Source organism: Luteimonas aquatica, assembly GCF_022662575.1.
GTDB classification, from domain to species: domain Bacteria; phylum Pseudomonadota; class Gammaproteobacteria; order Xanthomonadales; family Xanthomonadaceae; genus Luteimonas; species Luteimonas aquatica.
The window spans coordinates 168,354-183,618 of the sequence record NZ_JALBFU010000002.1; the positions used below are offsets into that span (position 1 = coordinate 168,354).

At 71.1% G+C, this 15,265-nt stretch carries 12 protein-coding genes; 7 read left to right on the forward strand and 5 right to left on the reverse strand.

Annotation, left to right across the window (positions count from 1 at the left end; genetic code table 11):
• Positions 1–5 precede the first annotated feature (5 nt).
• On the reverse strand, positions 6–368 hold the full coding sequence (locus MD221_RS06810; protein ID WP_242108845.1) for a VOC family protein: 363 nt from the start codon (positions 366–368) through the stop codon (positions 6–8).
• Positions 369–403: 35 nt separating this feature from the next.
• Positions 404–1,183 (reverse strand): pteridine reductase, encoded by a 780-nt coding sequence (locus tag MD221_RS06815; protein ID WP_242108846.1) that lies wholly within the window; start codon positions 1,181–1,183, stop codon positions 404–406.
• Between the two features lie 116 nt (positions 1,184–1,299).
• Here MD221_RS06815 and MD221_RS06820 point away from each other — a divergent pair, with 116 nt between their 5' ends.
• Together MD221_RS06820 and MD221_RS06825 are read left to right on the forward strand one after the other, a co-directional pair.
• Entirely contained in the window at positions 1,300–2,481 is a 1,182-nt protein-coding gene (locus MD221_RS06820) for a class I SAM-dependent methyltransferase (protein ID WP_242108848.1), read from the forward strand.
• Positions 2,478–2,888, forward strand: a complete 411-nt coding sequence (locus MD221_RS06825) for a VanZ family protein (protein WP_242108850.1) — start codon at positions 2,478–2,480, stop codon at positions 2,886–2,888. Before MD221_RS06820 ends, MD221_RS06825 begins: the two co-directional genes overlap by 4 nt.
• Positions 2,889–2,936: 48 nt before the next feature.
• Here MD221_RS06825 and MD221_RS06830 read toward each other — a convergent pair whose 3' ends face one another.
• The 3 genes from MD221_RS06830 to MD221_RS06840 all read right to left on the reverse strand — a co-directional run bounded on the left by MD221_RS06830 (position 2,937) and on the right by MD221_RS06840 (position 9,159).
• Positions 2,937–5,231, reverse strand: coding sequence for a beta-N-acetylhexosaminidase (locus tag MD221_RS06830; protein WP_242108852.1), 2,295 nt, complete (start codon positions 5,229–5,231; stop codon positions 2,937–2,939).
• Positions 5,232–5,324: 93 nt separating this feature from the next.
• Entirely contained in the window at positions 5,325–8,018 is a 2,694-nt protein-coding gene (locus MD221_RS06835) for a TonB-dependent receptor (RefSeq protein WP_242108854.1), read from the reverse strand.
• Between the two features lie 103 nt (positions 8,019–8,121).
• Positions 8,122–9,159, reverse strand: a complete 1,038-nt coding sequence (locus tag MD221_RS06840) for a glucokinase (RefSeq protein ID WP_242110658.1) — start codon at positions 9,157–9,159, stop codon at positions 8,122–8,124.
• A 392-nt stretch (positions 9,160–9,551) separates the two neighbouring features.
• On the opposite strand from MD221_RS06840, the gene MD221_RS06845 reads away from it, so the two are divergent.
• Genes MD221_RS06845 through MD221_RS06865 form a run of 5 tightly spaced genes read left to right on the forward strand, consistent with a single transcriptional unit; the run spans position 9,552 to position 15,242 of the window.
• Entirely contained in the window at positions 9,552–10,826 is a 1,275-nt protein-coding gene (locus MD221_RS06845; protein WP_242108856.1) for a sugar MFS transporter, read from the forward strand.
• A gap of 45 nt (positions 10,827–10,871) precedes the next feature.
• The gene (locus MD221_RS06850; RefSeq protein ID WP_242108858.1) at positions 10,872–11,936 is read left to right on the forward strand and encodes a LacI family DNA-binding transcriptional regulator; all 1,065 of its coding nucleotides are present in this window, start codon (positions 10,872–10,874) and stop codon (positions 11,934–11,936) included.
• A gap of 4 nt (positions 11,937–11,940) precedes the next feature.
• Positions 11,941–12,984, forward strand: a complete 1,044-nt coding sequence (locus MD221_RS06855) for an SIS domain-containing protein (RefSeq protein ID WP_242108860.1) — start codon at positions 11,941–11,943, stop codon at positions 12,982–12,984.
• Positions 12,984–14,150 carry an N-acetylglucosamine-6-phosphate deacetylase gene (nagA, locus tag MD221_RS06860; RefSeq protein WP_242108861.1) on the forward strand — a complete coding sequence of 389 codons (1,167 nt, stop codon included), beginning with the start codon at positions 12,984–12,986 and terminating at the stop codon, positions 14,148–14,150. The genes MD221_RS06855 and nagA overlap by 1 nt, the downstream gene beginning before the upstream one ends.
• Positions 14,151–14,153: 3 nt before the next feature.
• Positions 14,154–15,242: an acyltransferase family protein gene (locus MD221_RS06865; RefSeq protein ID WP_242108863.1), complete on the forward strand. Its 1,089-nt coding sequence runs from the start codon at positions 14,154–14,156 to the stop codon at positions 15,240–15,242.
• Positions 15,243–15,265: the final 23 nt, after the last annotated feature.

Here is a 15,265-nt window from a genome sequence, read left to right on the forward strand (position 1 = left end):
GCGTCTCAGCCTTCTGCGGGCCACTGGCGGAAATTCACGCAGACCGTGGTCTTGTCCAGCATGGCGAACTCCCGCGAGCCCCAGGGCTTGAGCGAGACGGTCTTCGCGTTGGGATGCAGCAGGTGCGGCGCGCGCGCGGACATCTCCTTGAAGACCGCGTCGACGTCGTCGGTGTCGATGCCCAGTTCCGGCCGGTCCTTGGCGGCGTATTCCGGGCTCTCCACGAGATAGGCCTTGGCGCCGTCGCGCGCGATCACGGCCATGGCGGCGTCCCGGTAAAGGACTTCGAATCCGAGCCCGTCCACGAAGAAGTCCAGCCCGTCCTGCAGGCGGTCGTAGAAGATCTTGGGAATGAGGTTCTTGAACACGTGCGGTCCTCGGGTCCGGGTCGAGAGAGGAGCGGCTAGGCTTCCAGCATGCGCCCGCCGTCGAGGCGGACGACCTGCCCGGTGCAGTAGGTCGCCTCCAGCAGCAGCCAGCGCACGGCCTCGGCGATTTCCCCGGGTGTGCCGGTGCGGCCCAGCGGGGTGCGCGCGAGCATGGCCTGCTGCTTGGCGGCCGCGTCGTCTCCGGCGGCCCAGAGGATCGCGCCCGGTGCGATCGCATTGACACGCACCTGCGGCGCCAGCTCCAGCGCCAGCGAACGGGTGGCGGCGAGCAGCGCGGCCTTGGCCATGCAGTAGACGGCGTGGTCGCGCAGCGGGCGCTCGGCGTAGATGTCGGCGAGGTTGACGATGGCCCCGCGCGCGGCCTGCAGGTGCGGCGCGGCGGCCTGGGCCAGGAAGAACGGCGCGCGCGCGTTGGAGGCGAACAGCGCGTCCCATTGCGCGGGCGTGACGCCGCCCAGCGGCGTCGGCGCGAATTCCGAGGCGTTGTTGACCAGGGCGTCGAGGCGGCCGTAGCGGCCGACGGTGCGCGCCACCAGTTCCGGCAGGCGGTCGAACTCGGCCAGATCGGCCTGCAGCGTCAGCACGCTGCCCGCGCGCGCGGCCTCGAGTTCGGCGGCCAGGGCCTGCATCTCGCCGGCCGAGCGGCGGTAGTGCAGGGCGAGATCGAAGCCGGCGGCGTGCAGCGTGCGGGCGATGGCGGCGCCCAGGCGCCGCGCGGCGCCGGTGATCAGCGCGACCTGGCGCGGCGGCGCGTTCGCGGCGGTGCCGCGTTCGGGGGCGGAGGGCTCCGGCATGCCGACAGCATACGGGGACAGGCATGCCCGCGCGACCGTCGCCGTTCCCTGCTCGCGGATCAACGGCGCGCACGGCGCGGGCGCATCGCCGCGCCGCTTCGCCGTATGCTGCGCGGATGTCCGTCCTTCCCCCCGATGCCGACGCGGCGGCGCACAGCGCGCGCCTGCGCGAACTGATCCGCGCGCAGATCCTCGCCGCCGGCGGCGCCATCCCCTTCCACCGGTTCATGGAACTGGCGCTGTACGCGCCCGGCCTGGGCTACTACAGCGCCGGCGCGGCCAAGTTCGGCCGCGCCGGCGATTTCGTCACCGCGCCGGAGCTCGGCTCGCTGTTCGCCGAATGCGTGGCCGAGGCGGTGGCGCCGGTGCTGCGGCAGCTCGGCGAGGACGCCGAGTTTCTCGAACTGGGCGGCGGCAGCGGCGCCTTCGCCGAGTACGCGATCAAGCACCTGATGACCCTGGACGCGATGCCGGCGCGCTACGCGATCCTGGAACCGAGCGCGGACCTGCGCGAGCGCCAGCGCGAGCACCTGCGCCGCCGCCTGACGCCGCCGGTCTTCGCCCGCGTGGAATGGCTGGACGGGCCGGTGCAGGAGCGCTGGAACGGCGTGCTGTTCGCCAACGAGGTGATCGACGCGCTGCCGACCTCGCGCTTCGCGCTGCGCCAGGGCGAGGTGTTCGAGGAATACGTCGCGCTGGACGGCGAGGGCGGCTTCGCGCGCGCCGAGCGCCCGGCCGACCCGCTGCTGGCGGCGGCGGTGCGCCACGTCGAGCGGCGCGGCCAGGCGCCGTTCGACGACGGCTACCGCTCCGAGCTGCTGCCGCAGCTGCCGTACTGGGTGCAGGCGGTGATGGGCGGGCTCGGAAGCGGCGCGATGCTGTTCGTCGACTACGGCCACCCACGCGGCGAGTACTACGCGGCCACGCGCCGCGACGGCACCTTGCGCGCGTTCTACCGGCACCACGTGGTCGAGGACGTCTATGCGCGCGTGGGCCTGCAGGACATCACCGCCTCGGTCGACTTCACCGCGCTCGCCGAGGCCGGCACCGAGGCGGGATTCGACTTCGCCGGCTACTGCTCGCAGGCCAGCTTCCTGATCGGCAACGGACTGGAACAGCGGCTGGCCGCACAGGAGACGCGCGCGCCCAGCGAGGCGGCGCGCTATTCGCTGCGGCGGCAGGTGCAGCAGCTGACGCTGCCCGCCGCGATGGGCGAGCGCTTCCAGGCGATGGGGTTCGCGCGCGATGTCGAGTTCGGCGCCGCCTTCCTGGCCGGCGACCTGAGCTTCCGCCTGTGAGCGGCGCGGCCTGGCTCAAGCCGCTGCGCCATCCGCGCCTGTGGCTGGCGCTGTGGTGGCTGGCGCTGCTGGCGGTGGTGGCGGTGTGCCTGGTGCCGGCGACCGACCTGCCGCGCACGCCGCCCGGCGGCGACAAGGTCGAGCACTTCCTCGCCTACTTCCTGCTGATGGCCAGCGCCGTGCAGGTGTTCGCCGGACGCCGCGCGCTCTGCCTCGCGGCCGCGGGGCTGGTGGCGATGGGCGTGGCGATCGAATTCGCCCAGGCCGGCCTCACCGCCACCCGCGGCGGCGACGTCTGGGACGCCGTCGCCGACCTGCTCGGCGTGCTGGCCGGATGGGCCCTGGTCCGCACGCCGCTGCGCGACCTGCTGCTGCACCTGGAACGCAGGATCGCGCCCGGCGCGTGAGCGGAACGGGCGCGCCCAGGGCGCATCGCGCAAGCGCGCGGCGCGCGCTCAGCGACCGCCGCGCTGCTTGCGCGGGACCAGGGTCACCCGGTCCACCACCCACATCGCCGGCCGCGTATCGCCGCTGAAGGTGATGCACAGATCCTGCGCGGCGGGCTGCTTGCGCAGCGGCAGCTTCAGCGTGGCGAAACCGTCGGCGCCCGGCCGCGCCGGCAGCGGCGCGCGCGCCAGCACCGCGCCCTTGCAGCCGGCGCGCACTTCCGCCTCGCCTCCGGGCGTGCCGGCCGGGGTGAACTTGCGCTGGGACTCGTCGTGGGCGAGCTCGAAGTTGTAGGGCAGGCGGCCGGCGCGCAGTTCGATCGCGGCGATCCCGCGCAGGTCGGCCTTCGGCCACAGCCAGCAGGGATTGAGGATGTCGACATTGAAGTTGGCGCGCTCGCCTTCGCGCGGGCCGTCGTCCTCCAGGCGCAGCATGGCCTCGCCGCTGCACGAGGCCAACGTGGTGTTGCCGCGCGTGCGCAGCGAGGCCAGGTCGAAGCCGCGCGCGTTGGCCGTCGTCAGCGCCCGCTCGTCGGCGAACGCCGCCGCCTTCACCTGTGCCGGCAGCGGCAGCACGAACGGCGCGGCGTAGCGCGGCGATTGCGCCGTCGGCTCGCTGCCGTCGGTGGTGTAGCGGATGTCCCGGTAGCCGGAAGGATTGGACAGCGCCACCGAGACCTTGCCGGCCGGGATGTCGCCGGTGCCGTCGATCCACACCTGGAAGGGCGTGGTCGCGTAGGCGATGCCGAACTGCCGGTACCACGGCAGCTGCGCCGGCAGGCGGGCGAGGAAATCGCCGTAGTCCTTGCGCTCGGCCGGCGACCAGCCGGTTTCGGCCACCGCCGCCAGGCGCGGGAACAGCGCGTGCTGCACGCGCGCGAAGGTGCGCACGTGCTCGGTCCAGAGGTTGGCCTGCAGGCCGAGGATGTGCTTGCGTTGCGCCGGCGCGAGCGCGGCCGGCACCGGCTCGTAGTCGTAGACGTTGCGCAGCGTGGTAGTGCCCGGGTGGCTCGGCGGCTCGCTCGGCAGGTCGCTTTGCGGGCGGTTGAGGTAGAGCAGATTCGACGGCGTCATCACCGCGTCGTGGCCGCCGCGCGCGGCCGCGATGCCGCCCTCGATGCCGCGCCAGGACATCACCGTGGCATCGGCGGGCAGGTCGCCGTCGAGGATTTCGTCCCAGCCGATGAGGCGGCGCTGGTGCGCTTCCAGGAAGCGGTTCAGGCGCGCGATCATCCAGGCCTGCAGCTGGGTCTCGTCGCGCGCGCCCACCTCGCGCATGCGCGCCTGCACGCGCGCCGAGGCCTGCCACTGGTCCTTCACCGCCTCGTCGCCGCCGATGTGGACGTAGCGGCCGGGGAACAGCGCGATCACCTCGGCGAACACGTTCTCCAGGAACGCCATCGTCGCCTCGTCGGCGTTGAACAGGTTGGGATACACGCCCCAGCCGTTGCCCACCGACAGCGTCTGGCCGGTGACGCCGAACTCGGAATAGGCGGCGATGGCGGCGGTGGCGTGGCCCGGCACATCGATCTCCGGGACGACGGTGATCTGGCGCTCGGCGGCGTAGCGCACCACCTCGCGGATCTGCGCCTGCGTGTAGTGGCCGCAGTAGCGCACGGGCGTGCCGCCGTCGCCGGCCCCGGCGTCGCCGGCCGGGATGCGGCAGGCTCCGATGTCGGTGAGCTTGGGATAGCGCTTGATCTCGATGCGCCAGCCCTGGTCGTCGGTCAGGTGCCAGTGGAAGACGTTGAGCTTGTGCATCGCCATCGCGTCGAGCACCAGCTTGATCTGTTCCACCTCCTGGAAATGGCGTGCCGAATCGAGCATCACCCCGCGCCAGGCGAAGCGCGGCGCGTCGTCGATGCGCACGGCCGGCACGTGCAGGCCGCCGTCGCCGTCGAGCAGCTGCCACAGCGTGACCGCGCCGTAGAACAGGCCGCGCGGATCGGCGGCCTTCACCGTTACCCCGCCGCGGCCGGCCCGCAGCGCATAGCCCTCGGCATTGGCCGAGGCCTTGCGGTCGATCGCGAAGACGATCCCGGCCTTGGGCCGCTTGGCGACGATGCGCAGCGACAGCCCGCGCGTGCGCGCCACGTCGGCGACGAAGCGCGCCGCGGCCGCGCGCGCGGCGCGGCCCTCGGCGTAGACCTGGGTCTGCGCGTTGACCGCGAAGCCGCCTTCGCCGGCCTCCATGTGCGCGGGCGCCGGGATCAGCGCGGGCGATGCGGCCGGCAGCAGCGGCGAGGCCAGCAGCAGGGCGCAGGCGAGGAGGGCGCGGAACGGGGAGGGGCGGAGTCGGTTCATGTCGTCATCCTGGCGGCGGCAGGGGGAAGCATCGCGGAAAAAAACGGGCCCGGACAAGTCCAGGCCCGCAAGGACACCACGGAGGGAGAGGCGTCAGAACTTGAAATGCACCGTGGCCATGTAGCGGCGCCCACTGTGGTAGCGGCCGGCCGGCATGCTCTTCTTGCCCAGGTACTGGAAGTACTCCTCGTCCAGCAGGTTCTGCGCGTCGAAGGTCAGCGACAGGTTGTCGTTGATGGTCCAGCCGAGGCTGGCGCCCACCTCGGAGTAGTCGTCCACGCTCGCCGGCGCCGCGCCGGCCACGTAGCCGCCGGCCAGGTAATGGCTGCGCCAGTTGTAGGTCACGCGCGCGCTGAACGGGCCCTTCTCGTAGTAGGGGCTGAGCGAGACGCTGTCGCGCGACTGGTAGGGCAGCGGGTCGCCGGTGTTGTTCTCGCCGTCGGCGTAGGTGTAGTTGCCGACGAAGCCCAGGCCGGTGTCACCGAAGGGCTGCTGGTAGCTGACGTTGAAGCCCTTCACCTTGCCCTTGCCGGCGTTGCGCGGCCGCTGGATGCTGTAGTCGCAATAGCCGTCGGCGGTGCAGCCGTGGGTGCCGACGATGTTTGCCCAGTCGGCCGGCGAGGTGTCCTTGATCGAGTTGTACTGGCGCTCGACGCTGGCGCTGCTGTCGATGTAGTTGTCGATGTCCTTGTAGAAGATCGAGGCCGCCAGCACCGACTGCTCGGCGAAGTACCACTCGGCCGACAGGTTGAAGTTGGTGGATTCGTAGGGCGAAAGCGAGGCGTTGCCGCCGCTGCCGGTGAACTGGGTGTCGTTGAGGAAAGTGTTGTTCACCATCTGGTTGTACGGCGCCCAGGCGATCACCTTGGCGGCGGCGAAGCGCAGTACCCAGTTCTCGCCCAGGTCGTAGGCCAGGTTGAGCGAGGGCAGCACGAAATCCTCGCTCTTGGACTTGGTCTGCCACTTGCTGTCCAGGTCGGTGAGCGTGGGCGTGCCGCTGTAGACGAAGCCGCTGCCGTCGGTTTCCGAGCGCACGAAGCGCACGCCGACGTTGCCGCGCAGCCCGCCGCTGGAGAAGTTCAGCTGCGCGTAGCCGGCGGTATTGGTCTGCTCCAGCGCCCAGCTGTTGTTGAGGTAGCTGGCGGCGTCCGGGTTGCCGAAGTCGAGCGGGCTGTTGCGCACCCATTGCAGCACGTTGTAGCGGCCGGCCTGGACGTGCCGGCCATGGTCGGGATGGAAGCCGCGGATGTCGGTCAGGCCCATCGTGCCGACGTCGGCCAGGGTGCCGGTGCGCACGCCGCCGTACACGTTCAGGTCGAAGGACTCCTCGTGCTTGGAGCGGCGCACGCCGAACTGCAGCTGGTTGAAGACGCTGTCGAAGTTGACGTTGAAGTCGAGTTGGCCGTAGGTGTCCTCGCTCTCGGTGGAGAACACGCCGTTGTTGCCGAGCCAGCTGCTGGAGCCCCAGTTGGCGGGATTGCGCGCGCCCTGCGGGTCGTCGAAGCGGATGCCCTTGTTGATGTCCCAGCTGAAGCCGCCGTTGTAGACCGGCTCGATGAAGTACTGGGCGAGGTTGTCGTTCTCGGACTTGCTGCGGCCGATCTGGCCGGACATGCCCCAGCCCTCGCCACGGAAGGCGCCGCGCAGGTCTAGGCCCTTGGTCACCACTTCGGAGAGGCGGACCTGGTTGTCGTAGATCACGGTGCCGCCGCCTTCCTCGGCATTGGCATTCGAGTGACCACCAGTCACGACGCCGTCTGGTCCCAGGTCGAGACGGTCTACAGCGTTCTGAGTACCCTGATTCCAGGTGAGATAGCTGTAGAGCGATTGGTTGTAATTGTCGAACTTTTCCTTGATGTACAACCCGCTCAAGTTGAATTCCAGTGCATCGCTTGGTTTCAGCTGCAGATTGACCACGGCACTGTCGCGTTTGCGGTCCTGCTGGAACCAGGCAGCATTGATCGAATTGGGAATCTTCGCGTTTGGATCGCGCTGGGCAATATCCGTGTTCGGAAAGGTCGGTGGAAGTGGATTTCCATTCTGATCTCGCGGAAGCGCGGGCGCATACCCGAAGACCTCCAGCCCCTGCCGGTCCACCCGCTCCTGGTAGCGCTGCGCCGACACCGCCACGCCGAAGGTCTCGGCGGGGTTCTTCCAGCTGTAGAGCAGCGAGACGTTCGGCTTGCCGCTCCCGGCCTGCTGGCTGTAGCTGTAGCCGATCGAGCCGGCCACCGAGTTCGCGTCCAGGTCCAGCGGCTGGCGCGTGTGCATCAGGATCGTGCCGCCGAGGCTGCCCTCGGTCAGGCGCGCCTCGGAGGACTTGATGATCTCGGCGCGGCCGAGGATCTGCGGCGCGAGCAGTGTGTAGTCGAAGCCGCGGTTGGGCTGCTCGCCGTAGAGCCAGATCGCCTGCGCCACCGGATGCCCGTCCAGGAAGGACAGGTTGAGGCTGGGGTCGGTGCCGTCCACGCTGACCCGCTCGCCCTGGCCGAAGCGGCGGTCGAGGGTGATGCCGGGGATCTGCGAGAAGGCCTCGGCGACGTTGGTGCTGGGGAACTTGCCGATGTCCTCGGCGGTGATCGCCTCGGACACGGTGGCGTTGTTGCGCTTGGTGTCCAGCGACCGCTCCAGGCTGGCGCGGATGCCGACGACGGTGACCGTGTCGAGGTCGGTGGCGGTGCCGGCGTCTTGCGGTGCGGGTGCCGCCGTTTCCTGCGCCTGTGCCTGCGCGGCCAGGACGAGACAGGTCACGATCGCGGCGGACAGCGCGGTCTTTCGGTACGTCATGGTCTCTCTCCCTATCAATGGTGGGTTGCCGGGCGCCGGATGCGTGCCCGGCGCCGTCTTGTGTTGCCGTCCCGCGCGCGGCGACGCGCGGGACGCGTTCGGGTCATCGTGTTCGTCCGCCGCTGGCCAGGAACCAGTGCGCCGCGCCGATCACGCCAAGCTGTCCGTGCTCCACGAGCTTCACCGGAACCCGTTCCAGCGCCTCGCGCATCACGCCCTTGTTGAGGAAGCGTTCGACAAAGCCGCTGGCCAGCAGGAATTCGCGGATCTGCGGCAGGATGCCGCCGGCCAGGTAGATGGCTTGCGCGCCGTAGAGCAGCGCCATGTCGCCGACCGTGCCACCGAGCAGGCCGCAGAACACCGACAGGCTTTCGCGCGCCTGCGCGTCGCCGTCCGACAGCGCCGCCGCGGTGATCTCGCCGGGCGAGGCGTGCCGGCGCTCGGCGCCGTGCAGCGCGCACAGCGCGCCGTACAGATGCATCAGTCCCGGGCCCGACAGCGCCTGCTCGACCGGCACGTGCGGGTGCTGCGCGAGCAGGTGGCGGAGCACGGCCATCTCCAGGTCGTTGCCGACCGTCAGCGCCGCGTGGCCGGCTTCGGTGGCGAGCACCACCGGGCCGCGCGCGCTCGGGATCCAGAGCGCCGCGCCGAAACCGGTGCCGGGGCCGACCACCAGCGTGGGGCCGCGCGGCGCGGCATCGGGGCCGGTCAGGCGCAGCACGGCGCTGGCGTCCATCTGCGCGGCCGCGTGCGCCACCGCTTCGAAATCGTTGACCAGGCGGAACTCGCGGAATCCCAGGCGCTCGCGGATCTGCCGCAGCGGGACCGGCCAGGGCAGATTGGCGGTGATCAGCGTGCCGTCGCCGTTGTCGGCGTCGTCGAGCAGGTAGCCGGCGCTGGCGATGGCTCCGGCGTCCACGCGCGCGCCATCGAGCGTGCCCAGGAAGTCCTCGATGATCTCCGCCAGCCCGGCGAAGTCCGCGCAGGCGTACTTGCGGTAGCCGAGCACCTGCAGCGCCTGCGCGGGGGCGCCGGCGTCGGGGCGCACCAGGCCGATGCGCACGTGCGTGCCGCCGACGTCGGCGGCGATGAACGGGCGCGAGGCCGCGTTCGTTGCATCCGCCGTTTGGGATCTTGCGATTGCGGGCACTGCCGACTCCCTCCTGCGCGCCGGCCGGGGTCGGTATGGCCAGTGCGGGCCGGAGTGTGGAAGTGGTTTGACAACGTTGTCAACAAGCGGTCACGATGCGCCGCGCCGAGGCTGGACGTGTGCGGGGAATTCCCGGAGCCAACGTTGGCAAAATGTGACTCGAATCTAGATTTGCCTGAAATCTCCGGCGGTTCTCATCCGAAACGGCGACGGCGAGGGGGCTTTCGATGTTGCGATGCAGCAGTCGTCAGCGCGGCGGAGCGGATCTTTCGTTTGCATCGCGCCCGTGGCCGCCGCGGTAAAAATATGACAACGTTAGCCATGGGCTGCGCCGGCGCACGGCGCATCCCTGTCCGCATCCCGACGCCGCAGGAGTCGCCCGCATGTCCACAGCCGCCGCATCCCCGTCCGCCGCCACGCGCCCGATCGTGTCCATCGCGATCATCGGCGGCCTGTTCTTCATCATGGGGTGGTTTACCTGGCTCAACGGGCCGCTGATCTCCTTCGTCCAGGTCGCCTTCGATCTCGACGTGGTGAACGCCTTCCTGGTCACCTTCGTGTCCTATCTGTCGTATTTCGTGTGGGCGCTGCCGGCCTCGGCGATCCTCGACCGCACCGGCATGAAGAAGGGCATGGCCATCGCGCTGTGGGTGATGGCGGCCGGCGCCCTGGCCTTCGGCCAGTTCTGCACGCAGCGCTGGTATCCGGGCGCGCTCGGCGGGCTGTTCGTGATCTTCGCCGGCCTGGCGATCCTGCAGACCGCCTCCAATCCCTACATCAGCGTGCTCGGCCCGATCGAGAGCGGCGCGCAGCGCATCGCCATCATGGGCATCTGCAATAAGGTGGCGGGCATCCTCGCGCCGGTGGCGCTGGGCACGCTGGTGCTGCACGGCATGGGCGACATCGCCGAGCGCGTGGCCGCGGCCGGTGCGGCGGACAAGGAGCGCATCCTCAGCGAGTTCGCCGCCGGCATCCACGGCCCGTACCTGATGATGGCCGGCGTGCTGGCGCTGCTCGGGGTGGCCATCCTGTTCTCGCCGCTGCCGGACGTGCGCGCCGAACGCGGCGCCGCCGCGGGCGCCGCGCCGCAGAAGAGCCTGTTCCAGTTCCCGCACGTGTGGCTGGGAGCGCTGGCGATCTTCCTGTACGTCGGCGCCGAGGTGATGGCGGGCGATGCCATCGGCACCTACGGCGCCGGCTTCGGCATCCCGCTGGACCAGACCAAGTTCTTCACCTCCTTCACCCTGGGCGGCATGCTGGCCGGCTACATCGTCGGCTTCCTGACCATCCCGCGCTTCATTTCCCAGCAGCGCTACCTGGCGATCTCGGCGGTGCTGGGCGTGGCGTTCACGCTCGGCGCGTACTGCACCACCGGCTACGTGTCGGTCGGGTTCGTGGCCGCGCTCGGCTTCGCCAACGCGATGATGTGGCCGGCGATCTTCCCGCTGGCGATCCACGGCCTGGGCCGCCTGATCGAGCGCGGCTCGGCGCTGCTGATCATGGGCATCGCCGGCGGCGCGATCGTCCCGCAGGCGTTCGCGCTGCTCAAGCAGCACATGCACTTCCAGCTGGTGTTCCTGCTGCTGATGGTGCCCTGCTACCTGTATATCCTGTACTTCGCGCTGCGCGGCCATCGCGCCGGCCTGCGCGAGGGCTGACCGGGCGTGGACGAGCGCGTGAGCGAAGGGCGAAACGGAGGCGGCGTGCGCAGACCCACCATCAAGGACGTCGCCGAGCGGGCCAAGGTCTCGCTCAAGACCGTCTCGCGCGTGATCAACAACGAGCCCTCGGTGATGCAGGCCACGCGCTCGCGCGTGCTGCACGCGATCGCCGAGCTCGACTACGAGCCGGACCCGTCGGCGCGCAACCTGCGCAGCGCCACGCCGTTCGTGATCGGCCTGGTCTACGACAATCCCAACCCCTACCACATCATCGGAGTGCAGAACGGCGTGCTGGGCGCCTGCCGCGAGACCGGCTTCGACCTGCAGATCCATCCCTGCGATTCGAGCTCGCCGCTGCTCGCCGACGAGCTGAGCGAATGGGTGCGCCGCTCGCGCCTGGCCGGCCTGGTGCTGACCGCGCCGATGTCCGAGTCGGCCGAATTGGTGGGCGCGCTGGCCGCGCGCGGGGTGAAGTTCGTGCGCATCATCGCCGCCACCGAGGATCCGAAGGACGGGCACCCGTGCGTGTTCGTCGACGACCGCGACGCCGCCTACGAGATCACCGAGCACCTGATCCAGCTCGGCCACCAGCGCATCGGCTTCCTCTGGGGCGGGCTGGCGCACCGCTCCAGCACCGAGCGCTACCGCGGCTACGAGGAGGCGCTGAAGGACTACGGCATCACCCTCGACAAGCACCTGGTGGTGCCGGGCGACTACACCTTCGACGACGGCTTCCGCGGCGCGCGCCGGCTGCTGGCGCTGCGCTCGCCGCCGACCGCGATCTTCGGCTCCAACGACGAGATCGCCGCCGGCGTGCTGGCCGCGGCCAAGTCAGCCGGCATGAACGTGCCCTACGACCTGTCGATCGCCGGCTTCGAGGACAGCCCGTTCTCGAAGCAGTCCTGGCCGGCGCTGACCACCGCCAAGCAGGCCACCGGCGACATCGCGCGCCACGCCGCGCGGCTGCTGATCGGCGTGCTGCGCCAGGACGCCTACGACGACCATCCCTTCGTGGTCCACAACCAGGGCTTCGTGCCGCAGCTGGTGGTGCGCGGCTCGACCGCGCCGCTGCAGCCGCGCGCGGCCGCGCGCAACGAGGAAGGCTGAGACGATGTCGAGCACCGCCGCGCCGCTCCCGGCGCCCGAGCAGACCTGGATGTTCCGCGAGGCCGCCGAGGCGGGCGACGCCATCGCGCGCCAGTACACGCGCAACGTCGAGACGGTGCGCGCGCTGGGCGAGGCGCTGCGCGCCGCGCCGCCGCCGTTCGTGGTGACCTGCGCGCGCGGCAGTTCCGACCACGCCGCCACCTACGCCAAGTATCTGTTCGAGACGCAGCTGGGCCTGGTCACCGCGTCCGCCTCGCCGTCGGTGGGTTCCGTCTACGCCGCGCGGCAGAGCATGCGCGGCGCGCTGTACCTGGTGATCTCGCAATCGGGCAAGAGCCCCGACCTGCTGCGCAACGCCGAGGCCGCGCGCGAAGGCGGCGCCCGCGTGGTGGCGCTGGTCAACGTGGAGGACTCGCCGCTGGCGCAGCTGGCCGAGGTGGTGCTGCCGCTGCGCGCGCGCGAGGAGCGCAGCGTGGCCGCGACCAAGAGCTATCTGGCCTCGCTGGCGGCGATCCTGCAGCTGGCCGCGTACTGGAAGCGCGACCCGGCGCTGATCGATGCGCTGGAGGCGCTGCCGGACGCGCTGCGCGCGGCCTGGCAGGCGGACTGGTCGCCGCTGGTGGATGGGCTGGCCGAGGCGAGCAACCTGTTCGTGCTGGGCCGCGGCCTGGGGCTGGCGGCGGCGCAGGAGGCGGCGCTGAAGTTCAAGGAGACCTGCGGCCTGCACGCCGAGGCCTACAGTTCGGCGGAAGTGAAGCACGGGCCGATGGCGCTGGTCGGGCCGGGCTTCCCGGTGCTCGCCTTCGCCCAGCCGGACGAGACCGAGGCCGGCACGCTGGCGCTGGCCGAGGAGTTCCGCGCCCGCGGCGCGCCGATCTGGGTGGCCTCCGCGCATGGCGATCTTCCGTTGCGCGCGGCGCCGCATCCGGTCGCCGCGCCGCTGCTGACCATCCAGAGTTTCTATCGCGCGATCAACGCGCTGGCGCTGCGCCGCGGCCGCAATCCCGACGTGCCGCCGCATCTGAACAAGATCACGGAGACGGTGTAATGCAAGAGCGGGCGCCATTGCAGGCCTTCGTCAACGGCCGCGTGCTGGCCGACGAGGAGATCCGCGACGGCCTGGCGGTGCTGGTCGAAGGCGGCCACGTCCTCGCCGTCGTCGCCGAGGACGACGCGCACGTGCGTGGTGCCGAGCGCCAGGACCTCGGCGGCGGCACGCTGCTGCCCGGCTTCATCGACGCCCAGGTCAACGGCGGCGGCGGCGTGCTGTTCAACAACGCCACCGACGTGGAGGCCATCGCCCGCATCGGCGCGGCGCACCGCCGCTTCGGCACCACCGGCTACCTGCCGACGCTGATCAGCGACGACGCGCCGACCATGCGCGCGGCGGTGGCGGCGGTGCGCGAGGCGATCGCGGGCGGCGTGCCCGGCGTGCTCGGCATCCACCTGGAGGGACCGTACCTGGCGCCGGCGCGCAAGGGCACGCACGATCCGGGCAAGTTCCGCGTGCCCGACGCGGACGAGATCGCGATGGCCACCGCGCTGGACAACGGCGTCACGCTGATCACGCTGGCGCCCGAGCGGGTGCCGCTGGAGACGATCCGCGCGTTCGTGGCGCGCGGGGCGATCGTCGCCGCCGGCCACACCGCCGCCAGCTACGAGGAGACCCGCGCCGGCCTGGAAGCGGGCGTGCGCGGCTTCACCCATCTGTACAACGCCATGAGCCCGCTGCAGGGGCGCGAGCCCGGCGCGGTCGGCGCGGCGCTGGAGGATCGCGAGAGCTGGTGCGGCGTGATCGCCGACGGCGTGCACGTGCATCCGGGCAGCCTGCGCGTGGCGCTGGCGGCCAAGCCGCGCGGCAAGGTGTTCCTGGTCACCGACGCGATGCCGCCGGTGGGCGCCGAGGATCCGAGCTACGAGCTCTACGGCGAGATCATCACCGCGAAGGACGGCGTGGTGCGCAATGCCGCCGGTTCGCTGGCCGGCTCCGCGCTGGACATGGCCACCGCGGTGCGCAACGCCGTGGAAATGCTCGGCCTGCCGCTGGCCGAGGCCGCGCGCATGGCCTCCACCTATCCGGCGCGCTTCCTCGGCCTGGAGGCGACGCACGGGCGCATCGCCGCCGGCTGCCGTGCCGACCTGGTGCTGCTCGACCGCGACCTGCGCGTCGTGCGCACCTGGATCGGCGGCGAGGCGAGCGACGCGGCCGGCTAGCCCATGCAGGGCGGCGCCTCGGGCGCGGCGGTGCCGCGCTTCGCCTCGGTGGATGCGCTGCGCGGCATCACCGTGGCGGCGATGCTGCTGGTCAACAATCCGGGCAGCTGGGACTTCGTCTACGCGCCGCTCGAGCACGCGCCCTGGCACGGCTGCACGCCGACCGACCTGATCTTCCCGGCCTTCCTGTTCGTGATGGGCGTGTCGGTCACGCTTGGCCTCGCGCCGCGCCTGGAGCGCGGCGCCGACCGCGCGCGATTGCGCCGCGAGGTGCTGCTGCGCGCGGCGCGCATCGTCGGCCTGGGCCTGCTGCTGCATCTGATCGCGTGGCTGGCGCTCGATCGCGAGTATTTCCGTCCCTGGGGCGTGCTGCAGCGGATCGGCGTGTGCTTCGCGGCGGCGGGATTGCTGGCGATCCACGCGCGCGCCCGCACGCAGTGGTGCGTACTGGCGGCGCTCCTGCTCGGCTACTGGGCATTGCTGGCCGCCGGCGGTTCGTACGAGCCCTGGACCAATCTCGCCAGCCGCCTCGACGCGGCGCTGTGGGGGCCGCACAACTACCGGTTCGACGCGGCCAGCGGACACGGACACGATCCGGAAGGATTGCTCAGCACCTTGCCGGCGATCGCCACCGCGCTGCTGGGCGTGCGCGCGGGGGCATGGCTGCGCGAGGGACGGCTCGGCGCGCTGCTGCTCGGCGGCGCGGCGGCGCTCGCGCTCGGCGCCGCCTGGGCGCTCGTGTTCCCGCTCAACAAGAACCTGTGGACCTCGTCCTACGTGCTGTGGACCGGCGGCTGGACGATGCTCGCGCTCGCCGCCTGCCATGTGGCGATCGACCGCCGCGGCTGGCCGGCGCTCGGCCGCCGTTTCGGCGTCAACGCCATCGCCGCCTTCGCGGGTTCGGCGCTGATGGTCTACCTGCTGCTGGCGATGGGCTGGTGGGAGCCCGCGTATCGCCTTGGCTTCGCGCAGTGGATGACGCCGCGCTGGGGTCCCTATCTGCCGTCGCTGGCATTCGCGCTCGCCTTCGTCGCGCTGTGGTGGGGCATCGTGTATGGCATGGACCGGCGCGGCTGGCGACTGAGGATCTAGCCGTGCGCGTCGCCGCGCATCGG